At 72.5% G+C, this 15513-nt stretch carries 13 protein-coding genes; 5 read left to right on the top strand and 8 right to left on the bottom strand.

What is annotated here, in order from left to right:
- Positions 1-150: 150 nt before the first annotated feature.
- Positions 151-1896 (bottom strand): lysine--tRNA ligase, encoded by a 1746-nt coding sequence (gene lysS / locus ACGFQC_RS35225; protein WP_363088894.1) that lies wholly within the window; start codon positions 1894-1896, stop codon positions 151-153.
- A gap of 142 nt (positions 1897-2038) precedes the next feature.
- Here lysS and argS point away from each other — a divergent pair, with 142 nt between their 5' ends.
- Both argS and ACGFQC_RS35215 read left to right on the top strand, forming a co-directional pair.
- Positions 2039-3808 carry an arginine--tRNA ligase gene (gene argS / locus ACGFQC_RS35220; protein ID WP_363088893.1) on the top strand — a complete coding sequence of 590 codons (1770 nt, stop codon included), beginning with the start codon at positions 2039-2041 and terminating at the stop codon, positions 3806-3808.
- 225 nt (positions 3809-4033) lie between these two features.
- The gene (locus tag ACGFQC_RS35215; RefSeq protein ID WP_363088892.1) at positions 4034-4819 is read left to right on the top strand and encodes a DUF4253 domain-containing protein; all 786 of its coding nucleotides are present in this window, start codon (positions 4034-4036) and stop codon (positions 4817-4819) included.
- Between the two features lie 151 nt (positions 4820-4970).
- Here ACGFQC_RS35215 and ACGFQC_RS35210 read toward each other — a convergent pair whose 3' ends face one another.
- Complete coding sequence (locus tag ACGFQC_RS35210; protein WP_363088891.1) at positions 4971-6401, bottom strand: helix-turn-helix transcriptional regulator; 1431 nt, start codon at positions 6399-6401, stop codon at positions 4971-4973.
- Between the two features lie 214 nt (positions 6402-6615).
- Here ACGFQC_RS35210 and ACGFQC_RS35205 point away from each other — a divergent pair, with 214 nt between their 5' ends.
- Positions 6616-7350, top strand: a complete 735-nt coding sequence (locus ACGFQC_RS35205) for a DUF4232 domain-containing protein (protein WP_363088890.1) — start codon at positions 6616-6618, stop codon at positions 7348-7350.
- A gap of 49 nt (positions 7351-7399) precedes the next feature.
- Here ACGFQC_RS35205 and hemB read toward each other — a convergent pair whose 3' ends face one another.
- Positions 7400-8392 carry a porphobilinogen synthase gene (gene hemB, locus ACGFQC_RS35200; protein WP_363088889.1) on the bottom strand — a complete coding sequence of 331 codons (993 nt, stop codon included), beginning with the start codon at positions 8390-8392 and terminating at the stop codon, positions 7400-7402.
- Between the two features lie 129 nt (positions 8393-8521).
- A complete protein-coding gene (locus ACGFQC_RS35195) occupies positions 8522-8953 on the bottom strand; it encodes an ATP-binding protein (RefSeq protein WP_393289092.1) in 432 nt (143 codons plus the stop codon).
- Between the two features lie 151 nt (positions 8954-9104).
- On the opposite strand from ACGFQC_RS35195, the gene ACGFQC_RS35190 reads away from it, so the two are divergent.
- Both ACGFQC_RS35190 and ACGFQC_RS35185 read left to right on the top strand, forming a co-directional pair.
- On the top strand, positions 9105-9947 hold the full coding sequence (locus ACGFQC_RS35190; protein WP_363088887.1) for a helix-turn-helix transcriptional regulator: 843 nt from the start codon (positions 9105-9107) through the stop codon (positions 9945-9947).
- Positions 9938-10144, top strand: a complete 207-nt coding sequence (locus tag ACGFQC_RS35185; RefSeq protein WP_363088886.1) for a DUF397 domain-containing protein — start codon at positions 9938-9940, stop codon at positions 10142-10144. Before ACGFQC_RS35190 ends, ACGFQC_RS35185 begins: the two co-directional genes overlap by 10 nt.
- Positions 10145-10248: 104 nt before the next feature.
- On the opposite strand, the gene ACGFQC_RS35180 is transcribed toward ACGFQC_RS35185, so the two are convergent.
- From ACGFQC_RS35180 to ACGFQC_RS35165, 4 genes are read right to left on the bottom strand one after another with little or no spacing between them, the layout of a single operon-like run.
- Complete coding sequence (locus ACGFQC_RS35180; protein ID WP_363088885.1) at positions 10249-11952, bottom strand: uroporphyrinogen-III synthase; 1704 nt, start codon at positions 11950-11952, stop codon at positions 10249-10251.
- Positions 11949-12908 carry a hydroxymethylbilane synthase gene (gene hemC / locus ACGFQC_RS35175; RefSeq protein WP_363088884.1) on the bottom strand — a complete coding sequence of 320 codons (960 nt, stop codon included), beginning with the start codon at positions 12906-12908 and terminating at the stop codon, positions 11949-11951. The genes ACGFQC_RS35180 and hemC overlap by 4 nt, the downstream gene beginning before the upstream one ends.
- Positions 12909-12913: 5 nt before the next feature.
- Positions 12914-14620, bottom strand: coding sequence for a glutamyl-tRNA reductase (locus tag ACGFQC_RS35170; protein WP_363088883.1), 1707 nt, complete (start codon positions 14618-14620; stop codon positions 12914-12916).
- The gene (locus tag ACGFQC_RS35165; protein ID WP_363088882.1) at positions 14617-15384 is read right to left on the bottom strand and encodes a redox-sensing transcriptional repressor Rex; all 768 of its coding nucleotides are present in this window, start codon (positions 15382-15384) and stop codon (positions 14617-14619) included. Before ACGFQC_RS35165 ends, ACGFQC_RS35170 begins: the two co-directional genes overlap by 4 nt.
- Positions 15385-15513 lie beyond the last annotated feature (129 nt).

The raw sequence follows: 15513 nt of genomic DNA, 5'->3' as shown, positions 1-15513 counted from the left end.
CGGGCGCGCCGCCGCGTTTTTAAACCCCTACCACCCCCCCCCCCGGGTGGGACTCCCCGCACCACAACCGGGGGGGGGGGGGGCCCCGGCCGGGGGGGGGGGGGCCCCGGGGGGCCCCCCGGGGCCCCCCCCTCCGTCGTGCGGCCGGACCTACTCCCCGAGCAGGGCCCGTACCCGTTCCTGGCCCACGGCCAGCAGCAGGGTGGGCAGTCGCGGCCCGGTGTCGCGCCCGACGAGCAGGTGGTAGAGCAGCGCGAAGAACGTCCGCTGGGCGGTCTTGATCTCCGGCGGCAGTTCCTTGGGCGTGGCGTCCGGGGAGAAACCGGCCTGCACCTTGGGCACGCCGTACACGAGGTGGGTGAGTCCGTCGAGGGACCAGTTCTCGGCGAGGCCGTCGAGCAGGAGCCGCAGCGACTGGCGGGCGTCGTCGTCGAGGGACTTCAGCAGTTCGCCGTCGGGCTCCTCGCGCACGACGGTCCGCTGGTCGGCGGGGACGTGCGTGTTGATCCAGGCCTCGGCCCTGTCGAAGCGTGGGCGTGCCTCGTCGAGGGTGCCGAGCGGGTTGTCGGGGTCCAGTTCGCTGAGGATGCGCAGCGCCTGGTCCTGGTGTCCGGCGGTGATGTCGGCGACGGAGGCGAGGGTGCGGTACGGCAGCGGCCGGGGCGTGCGGGGCAGCTCGCCGCCGGCGGTGCGGACCGCGCGGGAGTGGGCGGCCGCGTCGGCGGGCAGGGCGGATCCGTCGGCGACCTTGGCGTCGAGCTTGTCCCACTCGTCGTAGAGCCGCTGGATCTCCTGGTCGAAGGCGATCTTGAAGGACTGGTTGGGGCGGCGGCGGGCGTACAGCCAGCGCAGGAGCTGCGGCTCCATGATCTTCAGGGCGTCGGCGGGGGTGGGGACGCCGCCCTTGGACGAGGACATCTTGGCCATGCCGCTGATGCCGACGAACGCGTACATCGGGCCGATCGGCTGCTTGCCGCCGAAGATGCCGACGATCTGCCCGCCGACCTGGAAGGAGGAGCCGGGCGAGGAGTGGTCGACGCCGCTGGGCTCGAAGATCACGCCCTCGTACGCCCAGCGCATGGGCCAGTCGACCTTCCAGACCAGCTTGCCGCGGTTGAACTCGTTGAGGCGGACGGTCTCGGAGAAGCCGCAGGGGTCGCAGACGTACGTCAGCTCGGTGCTGTCGTCGTCGTAGGCGGTGACGGTGGTGAAGTCCTTCTCGCAGTTGCCGCAGTACGGCTTGTACGGGAAGTAGCCGGCCGAGCCGGAGCTGCCGTCGTCCTCGGCGGCGGCGCCGGAGCCCTCGGCGGCCTCCAGCTCGGCCTCGTCGAGCGGCTTCTGCTGCTGCTTCTTGGCCGGGGCCTTCTTGGTGCGGTACTGGTCGAGGATCGCGTCGATGTCGCCCCGGTGCCGCATGGCGTGCAGGATCTGCTCGCGGTAGACGCCGGAGGTGTACTGCCGGGTCTGGCTGATCCCGTCGAACTCGACGCCCATCTGCGCCAGCGACTCGACCATGGCGGCCTTGAAGTGCTCGGCCCAGTTCGGGTGGGCCGAGCCCGGCGGGGCGGGGACGGAGGTCAGCGGCTTGCCGATGTGCTCGGCCCAGGACTCGTCGACCCCCGCGATCCCTGCCGGGACCTTGCGGTAGCGGTCGTAGTCGTCCCAGGAGATCAGGTGGCGCACCTGGTGGCCGCGCCGGCGGATCTCGTCGGCGACGAGGTGCGGCGTCATGACCTCGCGGAGGTTCCCGAGGTGGATGGGGCCCGAGGGGGACAGGCCGGAGGCGACGACGACGACCGGTTTGCCCGGGGCCCGACGCTCCGACTCCTCGATGACCTCATCCGCGAAACGGGAGACCCAGTCGGTGGTCTCGGTGCTCTGAGCCACGATCGGCACGTCCTCTGGTGTGAAGGCTTGAAGGTTTGAAGTGCGTTCCATTGTCCCAGGCCGGGCCGCATCCGCGAAAACCGCTTTTCACCGCGTGGGATACTCGGTCTCCGTAGTACGTCCGGAACCCGAGCAGAACGGCAGCCACCCCATGGCCTCGGTCACGTCCCTCACTCACTCCGTCGAACAGCGCCTCGCGTCCGCCCTCTCGGCTGCTCTGCCGGAGGCCGTCGGCGCGGACCCGCTGCTGCGACGCAGCGACCGGGCGGACTACCAGGCGAACGGCATCCTGGCCCTGGCGAAGAGGGCGAAGGCCAACCCGCGGGAGCTGGCGGCGCAGGTCGTCTCCCAGGTGGTCACCGGTGACCTGATCGAGGACATCGAGGTCTCCGGGCCGGGCTTCCTGAACGTGACGCTCACCGACCGGGCGATCGTGGAGAACCTCGGCGCGCGGTACGCGGACGCCGACCGCCTCGGGGTGCCCCTCGCGGACGCGCCGGGCACCACCGTGATCGACTACGCCCAGCCGAACGTGGCGAAGGAGATGCACGTCGGCCACCTGCGGTCGGCGGTCATCGGTGCCGCGGTCGTGCAGATCCTGGAGTTCACCGGCGAGACCGTGGTGCGCCGGCACCACATCGGCGACTGGGGCACCCAGTTCGGCATGCTGATCCAGTACCTGGACGAGCACCCGCACGAGCTGGACCACAAGGACTCCGAGGTCAGCGGTGAGGAGGCGATGTCGAACCTCGACCGCCTCTACAAGGCCGCGCGCAGGCTGTTCGACGCGGACGAGGAGTTCAAGACGCGGGCCCGGCGCCGGGTGGTGGACCTCCAGGCCGGGGACCCGCACACCCTCGCCGTGTGGCAGCGGTTCGTCGACGAGTCGAAGATCTACTTCTTCTCCGTCTTCGAGAAGCTGGACATGGAGATCCGGGACGAGGACATCGTCGGCGAGTCGGGTTACAACGACATGCTGGCGGAGACCTGCCGCCTCCTGGAGGAGTCGGGTGTGGCGGTCCGCTCGGAGGGCGCGCTGTGCGTCTTCTTCGACGACGTCAAGGGCCCGGACGGCAACCCGGTCCCGCTGATCGTGCAGAAGTCGGACGGCGGCTACGGCTACGCGGCGACCGACCTGTCGGCGATCCGCGACCGCGTCCTCCAGCTCAAGGCGGACACGCTCGTCTACGTCGTCGACGCCCGGCAGTCGCTGCACTTCAAGATGGTCTTCGAGACCGCGCGCCGGGCCGGCTGGCTGAACGGCGACGCCACGGCGCACCAGCTCGCCTTCGGCACGGTCCTGGGCAAGGACGGCAAGCCGTTCAAGACCCGTGAGGGCGAGACGGTCAAGCTGGTCGACCTCCTCGACGAGGCGGTCGACCGCGCCACGGCGGTCGTGCGGGAGAAGGCGGAGAAGGTCGGCCTGACCGAGCGGGAGATCGAGGAGAACGGCCGGTACGTCGGCATCGGCGCCGTCAAGTACGCCGACCTGTCGACCTCCGCCGTGCGGGACTACAAGTTCGACCTGGACCAGATGGTCTCGCTGAACGGCGACACCTCGGTCTACCTCCAGTACGCGTACGCCCGTATCCAGTCGATCCTGCGCAAGGCGGGCGAGGCCCGCCCGGCCGCGCACCCGGAGCTGGAACTGGCCCCGGCGGAGCGGGCGCTGGGCCTGCACCTGGACCAGTTCGGCGAGACGGTCCAGGAGGTCGCGGCGGCCTACGAGCCGCACAAGCTGGCGGCGTACCTGTACCAGCTGGCCTCGCACCTGACGACGTTCTACGACCAGTGCCACGTGCTGTCCGCCGACAACGCGCCGGAGGTCGTCGAGAACCGCCTCTTCCTGGTGGACCTCACGGGCCGCACCCTCCACAAGGGCATGGCCCTGCTGGGCATCCGCACGCCCGAGCGGCTCTGAGGGCCGCTCGGCCACGGCGGCGACCGGCGTACCGCGGCCCGTCCTCCTTCCGGTTTCCGGGGAGGACGGGCCGCGGTCGTGGTGACGGTGACGACGGCCGGGGCGTCCGCCCGGCGCACCGCCGCCACCGCCGCGCGCTGACCGTCGCGCCGACCGCCGTGCGCCGGCCGCCGTCGGTCCGGTCACGCCGTCCCGATGTCAGTGCCTGCCCCTACAGTCACCGGCATGGCGACTCTTCCGAACCCGCTGCCCACGCTGGCGTCCGACCCCAGCGGACGTTCCCTCGGCCTCCGGCTCCCGCCGGGCCGGCTGATCGACACGACGGACCAAGGGGTGTGGCACGAGCCGCTGTTGTGGCACGCCGAGCGGTCGGCGGCACCGGGCAACTGGGCGGCGCTGGGCGGACCTGCGGCGCGGGCCGGACTGATCCCGGTCCTCGTCGCCCTGGGCGGTTCCCAGGGCGGGCCGCAGCGGTGGGACCTGGCGCCCGCCGACATGTCGTACCCGGGCGACCACGACGCGGAGGAGGTCCTCGCGGACCTCTGGGAGGAGTGGGCGGCGGAGGACGAGGAGTGGCCCGGTCTGGCCGACGCCCCCTCGCTCCACGCCGATCCGGACGTGCGGGCCGCGCAGGTCGCCGACCTCCTCGCGGATGAGGGACCCTCGTGGTTCGAGGCACCGCACCTGGCCCTCGTACCGGCCCGCCGCAGCGCGGACGTGCCGGCGGCCATCGGCTGGTCGGGTCCGGTGAACCACGAGGACGACACGGCGCGGCTGTCCGCGGTCCTGCGTTCGTGGGAGGACCGCTTCGGCATACGGGTCGTGGGCATCGGCTTCGACGTCCTGGCCGTCTCGGTGGCGGCCCCGCCCACCACCGTCGCGGAGGCGGAGTCGGTGGCCGCCGAGCACTTCGCGTTCTGCCCGGACAACGTCCTCCAGGGATCGGGCACCCTGAAGGCGTACGCCGCCGGGCTGATCGGCGAGCACGTCTGGTCCTTCTGGTGGGACTGATCCTCCCCGTGGGACCGACCGCTCCCCTTGCTCCCCCTGAGCCCCCGCCCCGGCCCGGCCTCCGCAGCCCTTCCGCGATCTCCTGCGGGGTCTGGTTCACGCAGCACAGCCGGAGGGTGCGGACCCGCGAGAGGCGGGCGGCGGACGGGTTCTACGGCGTCGGCGACGCCCCCGCCCGCTGCCACGCGGCCCCGCCGAGCGGGAACTCGTACGCGGGCCGCCCGTTGTTGCCGCTCGTGCGGAAGGGCCTGCCCTTGTCGTCGACGATCAGCGTGCCGTGCCGGGACCCGCTGGACCAGGACAGCTCCAGCGTCCAGCTCACGTCGTACGCGGAGGCGTCGGCGTCGATGTAGTAGACCTCGGGGTCGGACTCGCTGACCTTGAAGGGGAAGTCGGCGTGCCCGGCCTCCGGCACCAGCGCCGGGCGCACGGCGTCGAGGGCCACGGTGAAGTACCGGGTCGGCACCCCGCCCCCGCAGCCGACCCCCGGATAGCCCATGGCGTAGTCGTTCCAGGCGAGCGGCGTCCGCTTCTGGACCGTGCGGACCTTCAGCCCGTCGACGACCACCGTCTCCTCGCCGGTCCCCTGCACGGTCACCTGCACGAACTGCGACCCGGAGGACACGGCCCCGTGCGCGGCCACCCAGGCGGACGCGTCCTGTTCGACGGGCGGCGGCGAGACCCGTTCCGGTGCGCGGTCGATCAAGTAGTGCTGGCCGCAGGGGTCCAGCCAGGCGTTCGGGCGGACCTCCACCGTGAGCGGAGGAGCTCCGTCGCCCTCTTCGACTGCCGCACCGGGCCGCTCGCCGCCGGAGGCCGAGGGCGACGGGGTCCCCGAGGCGGACGCGGAGACGGACGCCGACGGGGACGCGGACGGCGGGGCGGATGCAGACCCGCTCCCGGACGGCACCGCGCTCCCCGTCTCCTTCCCCCGCACGGACGAGGTGGCCCCGGCCCCCCGCGCGCCCCCGGTGTCCTCGGCGCCCCCGCCGGACAGCCGCACCCCGAGGACCACGGCCCCGGCCACGGCGACGACGGCGATCCCGGCCAGAACGGCCCGCCGCCGGCGCCGACCGGCGGACGGCCGCGGTACGGCGTCCCGCACGAGGTCGGTGACGAGGGCGTCCGGGTCCGGCTCGGAGGCGGGCGCAGGGTCGGAGGCGGGCGCAGGGTCGAGGGCGGGCGCAGGGTCGGGGACACCCCTCACGCCCTCCACCGGCCCCGTGTCCGGCTCAACTGCCTCCGCCGGCCTCGTGTCCGGCTCAACTGCCGGCGCCGGCCTCGTGTCCGGCAGCGCCGCAGGCATCGCGTCCGGCTCCGCCGCAGGCCCGCTCGCCTTCTTCCCCCGCCCCGCGTCCGCCAGCACCCACCGCCGGTGCAGCTCGACCAGCTCGGCCGGTGAGGCCTTGCACAGCCGGGCGAGCCGTTCCACGGGCGCGTAGTCCGTGGGGACGGCGTCCCCGTTGCAGTAGCGGTGCAGCGTCGACGTACTCATGTGGAGCCGTTTCGCGAGCGTGCCGTAGCTCAGCCCGGATCGGTCCTTCAGTTCTCGCAGCAGTTCCGCGAACTCGGCCGCAGCCACCGTTCGTCCACCCCTCGTGTCCCGTCCCGGCGTTCCAGGGACGGCATGTTTCCCCAGCTCAGACGTGTTGCGGGCATTCCAGCGTCCCGGATCGTCCGCAGGTCGTGGCGGCCGGGACGGATCTCCCCACAAGCTGTGGCCATCCAAGCACGCCGCTCCCGGCACCCGGTCGAGCGGCGTGTGGCAACCAGCCATTCAGGGAGTGGAATTCACCATGCGCATCCGCCGCAGCAGCCGCCTTCTCGTGCCCGCCGTCGCCGCGCTCGCCGCCCTCTCGCTCACGGCCTGCGAGAACGGAACGGGCACCGAGGACGAGGGCGCGTCGACCCCCGCGTCGTCGGTCACCGCACAGCCCCAGGGGACCGGCAAGCCGACCACCGGCTCGGACACGGGGACGGGTACGGGCACCGGGACCGGCACCGGATCGGGCTCGGGCTCGGCCGCGAAGCCGGCCGGCGGAACGTCCGCCAAGCCGGGCGCCGGTACCGCCACGGACGACAAGGACCCGAACGCCCCCGAGAACCGCGTCCTGTGCAACGGCTCGAACACGAAGGTCACCGCCCGGCCGGTGCCGCGCCCCCTCAACCACATGCTGATCACGGTCACGAACACCGGCAGCAAGGTGTGCGACCTGACCTACCACCCGGTGCTCCGCTTCGACGAGATGCAGTGGGCGCCGTCGGCGGCGGAGGCGACCAAGCCGCAGGCGGTCACGACCCTCTCGCCCGGCGAGTCCGGCTACGCGGGCGTCCTGCTGTCGGCGGCCGACGGCAGCGGCGACGGCGGGACGACCGCGAAGAAGCTGGCGGTCGCCTTCCAGGGCCGCACCCCGAACAGCGACGGCGGCGCCTCCGCGACGCCGCCGCTCCCGGCCAAGGGCGTCTACTACGACAGCTCGCTGACGGTGACGTACTGGCAGCAGAGCATGGACGACGCGCTCGCCTGGTGAACCGTCGGGTTGGTGAGCCGTTACGCCGGCAGGCCGGCGTAACGGTGGGTCAGCGCAGGGTCCGGGCCACCTCGGTGGCCCAGTAGGTGAGGATGTTGCGCGCCCCCGCCCGCTTGATGCCGGTGAGCGCCTCCAGGATCGCCCGGTCGCGGTCGATCCAGCCCTTCTCGGCGGCGGCCTCGATCATCGAGTACTCGCCGGAGATCTGGTAGGCGGCGACGGGCACGTCCACCGCGTCGGCGACCCGCGCGAGGATGTCGAGGTAGGGGCCGGCCGGCTTGACCATCACCATGTCGGCGCCCTCCTCGAGGTCGAGGGCCAGCTCGCGCAGGGACTCCCGCGCGTTGGCGGGGTCCTGCTGGTACGTCTTGCGGTCCCCCCGCAACGAGGAGCCGACGGCCTCCCGGAAGGGGCCGTAGAAGGCGGAGGAGTACTTGACGGTGTAGGCGAGGACGGCGACGTCCTCGCGCCCGATCTGGTCGAGGGCGTCGCGGACGACCCCGATCTGCCCGTCCATCATGCCGCTGGGCCCCACCACGTGGGCGCCCGCGTCGGCCTGGACCTGCGCCATCTCGGCGTACCGCTCCAGGGTGGCGTCGTTGTCGACCCGACCCTGGTCGTCGAGGACCCCGCAGTGCCCGTGGTCGGTGAACTCGTCGAGGCAGAGGTCGGACATCACCAGCAGGTCGTCCCCGACCTCGGCCCGCACGTCCCGCAGCGCGACCTGGAGGATGCCGTCCGGGTCGGTCCCCACGGTCCCGAGGGCGTCCTTCTTGGACTCCTCCGGCACCCCGAAGAGCATGATCCCGGAGATCCCGACCTCCACGGCCTCCGCTGCGGCCTTCTTCAGGCTGTCGCGGGTGTGCTGCACGACCCCGGGCATCGCCCGGACCGGCACCGGCTCGCTCACGCCCTCCCGCACGAACGCGGGAAGGATGAAGTCGGCCGGGTGCAGCCGGGTCTCGGCGACCATGCGCCGCATGACGGGGGTGGTCCGCAGCCGCCGCGGACGCGAACCGGGAAAGGATCCGTACGTCGTCATGCGTCCACGCTACGCCCGTCCCACCCACCCCTTTGCCGACGCCCCGTCGGCCCCCGGCCCGCGCCGAGTTCCCACCCCCGTCGAGGACATCGACGGCGTCCGCCGCCGAGCACATCGCCGGCACCGGGGTCACCGGCGGTGGCGGAGTTCCAGCTCGGCCCACACGGTCTTGCACGGAAACGGCTCCGGCGGCACACCCCACCGGTCGGCCGACTCCTCGACCAGCAGCAGACCGTAGCCCGATTCGGCGGGCTCCGGCGGGGCGCTCACGCGCACGGGCACGCTCTCACCCCTGGGGTCGGTCACCTCGATGCGCAGCACCCCGGCCGCGGTGACCGTGAGGCCGAGCCGGAAGCTCCGGCCGGGGACGCGACCGTGCAGGGCCGCGTTCGCGGCGAGCTCGGCCACGACGAGCCGGGCCGGGTCCATCGGCAGCCCCCAGGCACTCAGTTGCTCGGCCGCGAGGAGGCGGGCGAGACGGGCTCCGCGACGGGTGGCGGAGAGGGGCACGGAGAACTGGTGGAGCGGGGCACGCACAGTTTGCTGATTCACGTCACCCAGCGTGTTCACACATGCGTAAATCGTGAAGGGCCGTAGGCCGTGCGGACGGTGTCTGTCCGCGAGGCGTCCGGTTCTGTCCGGGTCGTCCGGGGTGACCGTGGGCGGGCGGCCGGGGTTGGACCGGGAAGGGCGCGACGGGAGGACGGCGGACGTGAGCGAACGGGACGCGGGGCCGGAGGACGACGAGGAGGCCGGGGCGGTGATGAGGGCCGTCCAGCGGCAGTTGAAGCTGTGGCGGGAGTCGGCAGGCCTCACCCAGGCCGAGTTCGGAGCCGCCATCGGGTACGGCGAGGAACAGGTCTCCGCCGTGGAGCGGGGCCGACGCATCCCCCGCCCCGAGTATCTGGACCGCGCGGACGAGGCCCTGTCGGCGGGCGGCAGGATCGCCGCGCTGAAGGAGGACCTGGCGGAGGTCCGGTACCCGAAGAAGGTTCGGGACCTGAAGAAACTGGAGGCGGACGCGGTCGAGCTGGGGGCGTACAACAACTCGGTCATTCATGGGTTGTTGCAGACCGTGGAGTACGCGACCTCGGTCTTCAGTGCGCGTCGGCCACCCTTCAGCGCGGAGGATCTGGAGCAGCGGCTGGCGGCACGCGTGTCACGCCAGAAGATCGTCGACGACACGACGGCACGGCCCTTCTTCAGTTTCGTCCAGTGCGAGTCGACTCTCCGGAGACCCATCGGAGGCAAGGCGGTCATGCGCGGCCAGCTCGAACGCCTGCTGGAGATCGCCGAGTTCCGGAATGTCGATCTCCAGGTGCTCCCTCTGAGTCGCGAGGTCAACTCCGGCCTGGCCGGTTCTTTCAGACTCCTCAGGCTCAGGGACGGCAGCACCGTCGGACATGTCGAGGTGCAGCACATCAGCCGTGTGATCACTGACCCGAAAGAGGTTCAGCTGCTCGACATGCGCTATGGGACCATCCGGGCACAAGCTCTCGACCCGCGAGAGTCGACAGCCCTCATCGAGAAGGTGCTTGGAGAGACATGCCTCTGAAGCCGTACAGCGAAGACAGCCCCGGCCAGGAGTGGATAAGGAGCAGCTACAGCACGGACGAGGGACCCGACTGCGTAGAAGTGGCCACAGCCCCCGTCCACGTCCTGGTCCGTGACTCCAAGCACCCCCAGGGCCCCCGCCTCACCCTGGCCCCCACCGCCTGGACGGCCTTCCTGCCGTACGCGTCCGACCACTGACGTCACTCACCACGCACCACGCGTCCCACGCCACGCACAACGCCCCGCCGTCTCCGACAGGAGACGACGGGGCGCGCACAAGGTGCCTCCGAGGCTGACGGCGGCTACGTCGCCCGACGCCGCCGCGCCCCCGGCCGCCGCTCGCTCGGCCGGCTGACCGGGTCCCCGGCCTCCCGGGCGGCGGCGCGGCGCCGCAGGCCGAACTCGGCCAGCGCCTCCGCGAGCTTGTGCACGGACGGCTCCGGAGCCATCACGTCCACCCGCAGCCCGTGCTCCTCGGCCGTCTTCGCGGTCGCCGGGCCGATGCAGGCGATCACCGTCACGTTGTGCGGCTTGCCGGCGATCCCCACCAGGTTGCGCACCGTGGAGGACGACGTGAACAGCACGGCGTCGAACCCGCCGCCCTTGATGGCCTCACGCGTCTCGGCCGGCGGCGGCGAGGCCCGCACGGTCCGGTAGGCGGTGACGTCGTCGACCTCCCAGCCCAGCTCGATGAGCCCGGCGACGAGCGTCTCGGTGGCGATGTCGGCCCGCGGCAGGAACACCCGGTCGATCGGGTCGAAGACCGGGTCGTAGGGCGGCCAGTCCTCCAGCAGGCCCGCGGCGGACTGCTCACCGCTGGGCACCAGGTCCGGCTTCACGCCGAAGGCGACCAGCGCCTTGGCCGTCTGCTCCCCCACCGCCGCGACCTTGATCCCGGCGAAGGCGCGGGCGTCGAGCCCGTACTCCTCGAACTTCTCCCGCACGGCCTTGACCGCGTTCACCGAGGTGAAGGCGATCCACTCGTACCGGCCGGTCACCAGGCCCTTGACGGCCCGCTCCATCTGCTGGGGCGTGCGCGGCGGCTCGACGGCGATGGTCGGCACCTCGTGCGGCACGGCGCCGTAGGAGCGCAGCTGGTCGGAGAGCGACGCCGCCTGCTCCTTCGTGCGCGGCACGAGCACCTTCCAGCCGAACAGCGGCTTGGACTCGAACCACGCGAGCTGGTCGCGCTGGGCGGGGGCGGACCGCTCACCGACCACGGCTATGACCGGCCTGCCGCCCTCGGGCGAGGGCAGCACCTTCGCCTGCTTCAGCGTCTGCGCGATCGTGCCGAGCGTGGCGCTCCAGGTCCGCTGCCGGGTCGTCGTACCGGCGACGGTGACGGTCATCGGGGTGTCGGGCTTGCGCCCGGCCGCGACCAGTTCCCCGGCGGCGGCCGCCACGGAGTCCAGCGTCGTGGACACCACGACGGTCCCGTCGGACACGCCGACCTCGGTCCAGCACCGGTCGGAGGCGGTCCGCGCGTCGATGAACCGGACGTCCGCGCCCTGCGCGTCGCGCAGCGGCACACCGGCGTACGCGGGCACGCCGACGGCGGCCGCGATACCGGGGACGACCTCGAAGGGCACACCCGCCGCCGCGCAGGCGAGCATTTCCGCCGCCGCGTACGTATCGAGTCCCGGGTCCCCGGACACCGCACGGACGACCCGCCTGCCGCCCCGCGCGGCCTCCATGACAAGATGTGCGGCATCCCGCACGGCGGGGGCCCCAGCGGTTGTTGACGTGGCGTCAACGAGCGTCGGATGCGGTGCGCCCGTGCCCGGAAGAGGGCCCGAGGACGGGCCGGCTTCCGCGTGCACGACGGCGACGCCGGGTCGGGCGTGCGTGCGCACGACGTCGAGCACCTCGTGCTCGGCGACGAGGACGTCCGCGTGGGCCAGCGCCTCCACGGCGCGCAGAGTCAGCAGTCCCGGATCCCCGGGTCCGGCACCCAGGAAGGTGACGTGCCCGTGTTCCGGAGCGGTGGGAAGAGTGGTGGGGCTCACTGTGCTCGCTCCCCCATCAGACCGGCCGCGCCCTGGGCGAGCATCTCGGCGGCGAGTTCGCGGCCGAGCGCCATTGCCCGGTCGTACGTCTCGGGCACGGGACCGGTGGTGGACAGCTGCACCGTGCGGGAACCGTCGGTCGTGCCGACGACGCCCCGCAGGCGCATTTCCTTGACAATCTGCCCGTCGGCCAGCAAGTCGGCCAGCGCACCCACGGGGGCGCTGCAACCGGCCTCCAGGGCGGCGAGCAGAGACCGTTCGGCGGTCACGGCGGCCCGGGTGAACGGGTCGTCGAGTTCACCGAGCGCGGCGACCAGGTCCGCGTTGCCCGCGGCACACTCGATCGCCAGTGCTCCCTGGCCGGGAGCGGGCAGCACCGTGTCGACCGACAGGAAGTCGGTCACCTCGTCGCTGCGGCCGATGCGGTTCAGCCCGGCCGCGGCCAGTACGACCGCGTCCAGCTCGCCGTCGCGCACGTACCCGATCCGGGTGTCGACGTTCCCCCGGATCGGCACGGTCTCGATGTCCAGCCCGTGGCCGCGCGCGTACGCGTTCAGCTGCGCCATGCGGCGCGGCGAGCCCGTACCGATGCGCGCCCCGCGCGGCAGGTCGGTGAACTTCAGCGCGTCCCGGGCGACGATGACGTCACGCGGGTCCTCGCGCTGCGGTATCGCGGCCAGGACCAGGTCCTCGGGCTGCCCGGTCGGGAGGTCCTTCAGCGAGTGAACCGCGAAGTCGACCTCACCCCGCGACAGCGCGTCCCGCAGCGCGGTGACGAACACGCCCGTGCCGCCGATCTGCGCGAGGTGCTCTCGGGAGGTGTCGCCGTACGTGGTGATCTCGACGAGTTCGACGGGCCGGCCGGTCACCTGGCTCACGGCGTCCGCCACCTGTCCCGACTGGGCCATGGCGAGCTTGCTGCGCCTGGTCCCCAGCCTCAGTGGGTTCGTACTCATGCCGCTCATGCCGGCCCTCGGTTCTCTGCGTTCTTCTCGGTGCTGTCCTCGGCGCGCGAGACGGAGGCCACCGTCTCCTGGTCGAGGTCGAACAGGGTCCGCAGCGCGTCCGCGTACCCGGCGCCGCCGGGTTCGGCGGCGAGCTGCTTGACCCGTACGGTCGGCGCGTGCAGCAGTTTGTCGACGACGCGCCGCACGGTCTGGGTGATCTCCGCGCGGTGTTTGTCGTCCAGGCCGGGCAGCCGTCCGTCGAGCCGGGCGATCTCGCCGGCGACGACGTCGGCGGCCATGGCGCGCAGGGCGACCACGGTCGGGGTGATGTGCGCGGCGCGCTGCGCGGCGCCGAACGCGGCGACCTCGTCGGAGACGATCCGCCGCACCTGGTCGACGTCGGCGGCCATCGGCGCGTCCGCGGAGGCCTCGGCGAGCGACTCGATGTCCACCAGCCGCACCCCGGCGAGCCGGTGCGCGGCCGCGTCGACGTCCCGCGGCATCGCCAGGTCCAGCAGGAACAGCACCGGCTCGGGCCGTAGCGGCACGGGGGCGGGCTCGGGCCTGCGGCGCTCGGGGATGCGGCCGACGGTGGCGGCGGTCGCGGCCAGCGCGGTGATCAGCTCGGCGTCGGCCTCGGGGCGGCGCGCGGCCTCCCGGCGGTCGACGGCCTGGCCGGCCGCCCAGGTGGCGTGCTGCTCCAGCGTGGCCGCGTCCATGCCGGCCACGGCGGCCTCCCCCATCAGGGAGAAGCCGGGCTGCACGGCGGAGAGGTCCAGCGGACAGTTCTCGTCGGTTCCCACGGAGGCCGGCGGCAGCGGCCGTACGTGCGCGCGCTCGGGCCGGTCGTCGGCGGGGGCGAGGGCGGCGGGCGTTCCGGTGCGGCCCTCGACGGCGGCGGCGACCGCTTCCGCCGTGAGGACGAGTCCGGTGGCGCCGGTACAGGAGACGGCGACGTCGGCACGTGCCAGTTCCGCCGGTACCGACTCCATGGGCACGGCCCGGGAGACGATGACCGGCTCGCCGTTCTCGGCGAGGATCTGCGCGAGGCGCTCGGCGCGGTCGAAGGTGCGGTTGGCGACGACGATCTCGGCGACGCCGGCGCGCGCGAGCGTCGTGGCGGCCAGGGAGGACATGGAGCCGGCGCCGATGACCAGGGCGCGCTTGCCCCGCGCCCACGCGGTGACGTCCCCGCCCGCCGCCAGCTGTTCCAGGCCGAAGGTGACCAGGGACTGCCCGGCGCGGTCGATACCGGTCTCGGAATGGGCCCGCTTGCCGACCCGCAGGGCCTGCTGGAACAGGTCGTTCAGCAGCCGTCCGGCGGTGTGCAGCTCCTGGGCGCGGGCCAGGGAGTCCTTGATCTGGCCGAGGATCTGCCCCTCGCCGACGACCATCGAGTCCAGTCCGCAGGCCACCGAGAACAGGTGGTGGACGGCACGGTCCTCGTAGTGCACGTAGAGGTAGGGGGTGAGCTCCTCCAGGCCGACGCCGCTGTGCTGGGCGAGCAGCGTGGACAGCTCGGCGACACCGGCGTGGAACTTGTCCACGTCGGCGTAGAGCTCTATGCGGTTGCAGGTGGCGAGCACCCCGGCCTCGGTGGCCGGTTCGACGGCGACGGTGTCCTGCAGCAGCTTGGCCTGGGCGTCCGCGGGGAGCGCGGCCCGCTCCAGGACGCTCACGGGGGCACTGCGGTGACTCAGTCCGACGACGAGGAGACTCATGCCGGCATCACAACGGGTACGTCCCCGTCGGGTCCCTGGTCGGTGGCGTCCGCGCGGCGCACGGCGGGGGCGGGGACGGCGCCGTCGTGCGCCGCGGCCTCCTCACCGGCCTTGCGCTGCTCGTGGAAGGCGAGGATCTGCAGCTCGATGGAGAGATCGACCTTGCGCACGTCGACGCCGTCCGGGACGGACAGCACGGTCGGCGCGAAGTTCAGGATGGAGGTGACGCCGGCGGCGACGAGACGCTCGCACACCTGCTGGGCGACGCCCGGCGGGGTGGTGATGACCCCGATGGAGACGCCGTTGTCGGAGATGATCTTCTCCAGGTCGTCGCTGTGCTGGACCGGGATCCCGGCGACCTGCCGGCCGGTCATCTCGGGGTCGGCGTCGATGAGCGCCGCGACCCGGAAACCCCGGGAGGCGAACCCGCCGTAGTTGGCCAGCGCCGCGCCGAGGTTGCCGATGCCGACGATCACAACCGGCCAGTCCTGGGTCAGGCCCAGTTCGCGGGAGATCTGGTAGACGAGATACTCGACGTCGTAGCCGACGCCCCGGGTGCCGTAGGAACCCAGGTAGGAGAAGTCCTTGCGCAGCTTCGCGGAGTTGACCCCGGCCGCGGCCGCGAGTTCCTCGGAGGAGACCGTGGGAACCGAGCGCTCCGACAGTGCGGTCAGCGCGCGAAGGTACAGCGGAAGCCGGGCGACGGTGGCCTCGGGAATCCCTCGGCTACGGGTCGCCGGTCGGTGAGTTCGGCCAGTTGCCACGGTGCTCCTGCGGGTAGAGCGGGGCTGTAGGCGGTCACACGTCACCGGACCGCCCCGTCGAATGCAGGCTATGTCTTTGTGAACGCGTGCACAAAGATGGTGTCCGATTTGCCCGGCCAACGTGACCGG

It is taken from the genome of Streptomyces sp. NPDC048734 (assembly GCF_043198675.1).
Taxonomy (GTDB): Bacteria; Actinomycetota; Actinomycetes; order Streptomycetales; family Streptomycetaceae; genus Streptomyces.
The sequence above is the reverse complement of the archived record's forward strand: the minus strand, read 5'-3'. Positions and strand labels throughout refer to the sequence as shown.

Excerpts from the sequence above, each read along its gene's own strand:
- hemB (WP_363088889.1), bottom strand. The coding sequence starts at position 8,392 with ATGACGACGTACGGATCCTTTCCCGGTTCGCGTCCGCGGCGGCTGCGG.
- argS (WP_363088893.1), top strand. The coding sequence starts at position 2,039 with ATGGCCTCGGTCACGTCCCTCACTCACTCCGTCGAACAGCGCCTCGCG.
- ACGFQC_RS35170 (WP_363088883.1), bottom strand. The coding sequence starts at position 14,620 with ATGAGTCTCCTCGTCGTCGGACTGAGTCACCGCAGTGCCCCCGTGAGC.
- ACGFQC_RS35205 (WP_363088890.1), top strand. The coding sequence starts at position 6,616 with ATGCGCATCCGCCGCAGCAGCCGCCTTCTCGTGCCCGCCGTCGCCGCG.
- hemC (WP_363088884.1), bottom strand. The coding sequence starts at position 12,908 with ATGAGTACGAACCCACTGAGGCTGGGGACCAGGCGCAGCAAGCTCGCC.
- ACGFQC_RS35215 (WP_363088892.1), top strand. The coding sequence starts at position 4,034 with ATGGCGACTCTTCCGAACCCGCTGCCCACGCTGGCGTCCGACCCCAGC.
- ACGFQC_RS35185 (WP_363088886.1), top strand. The coding sequence starts at position 9,938 with ATGCCTCTGAAGCCGTACAGCGAAGACAGCCCCGGCCAGGAGTGGATA.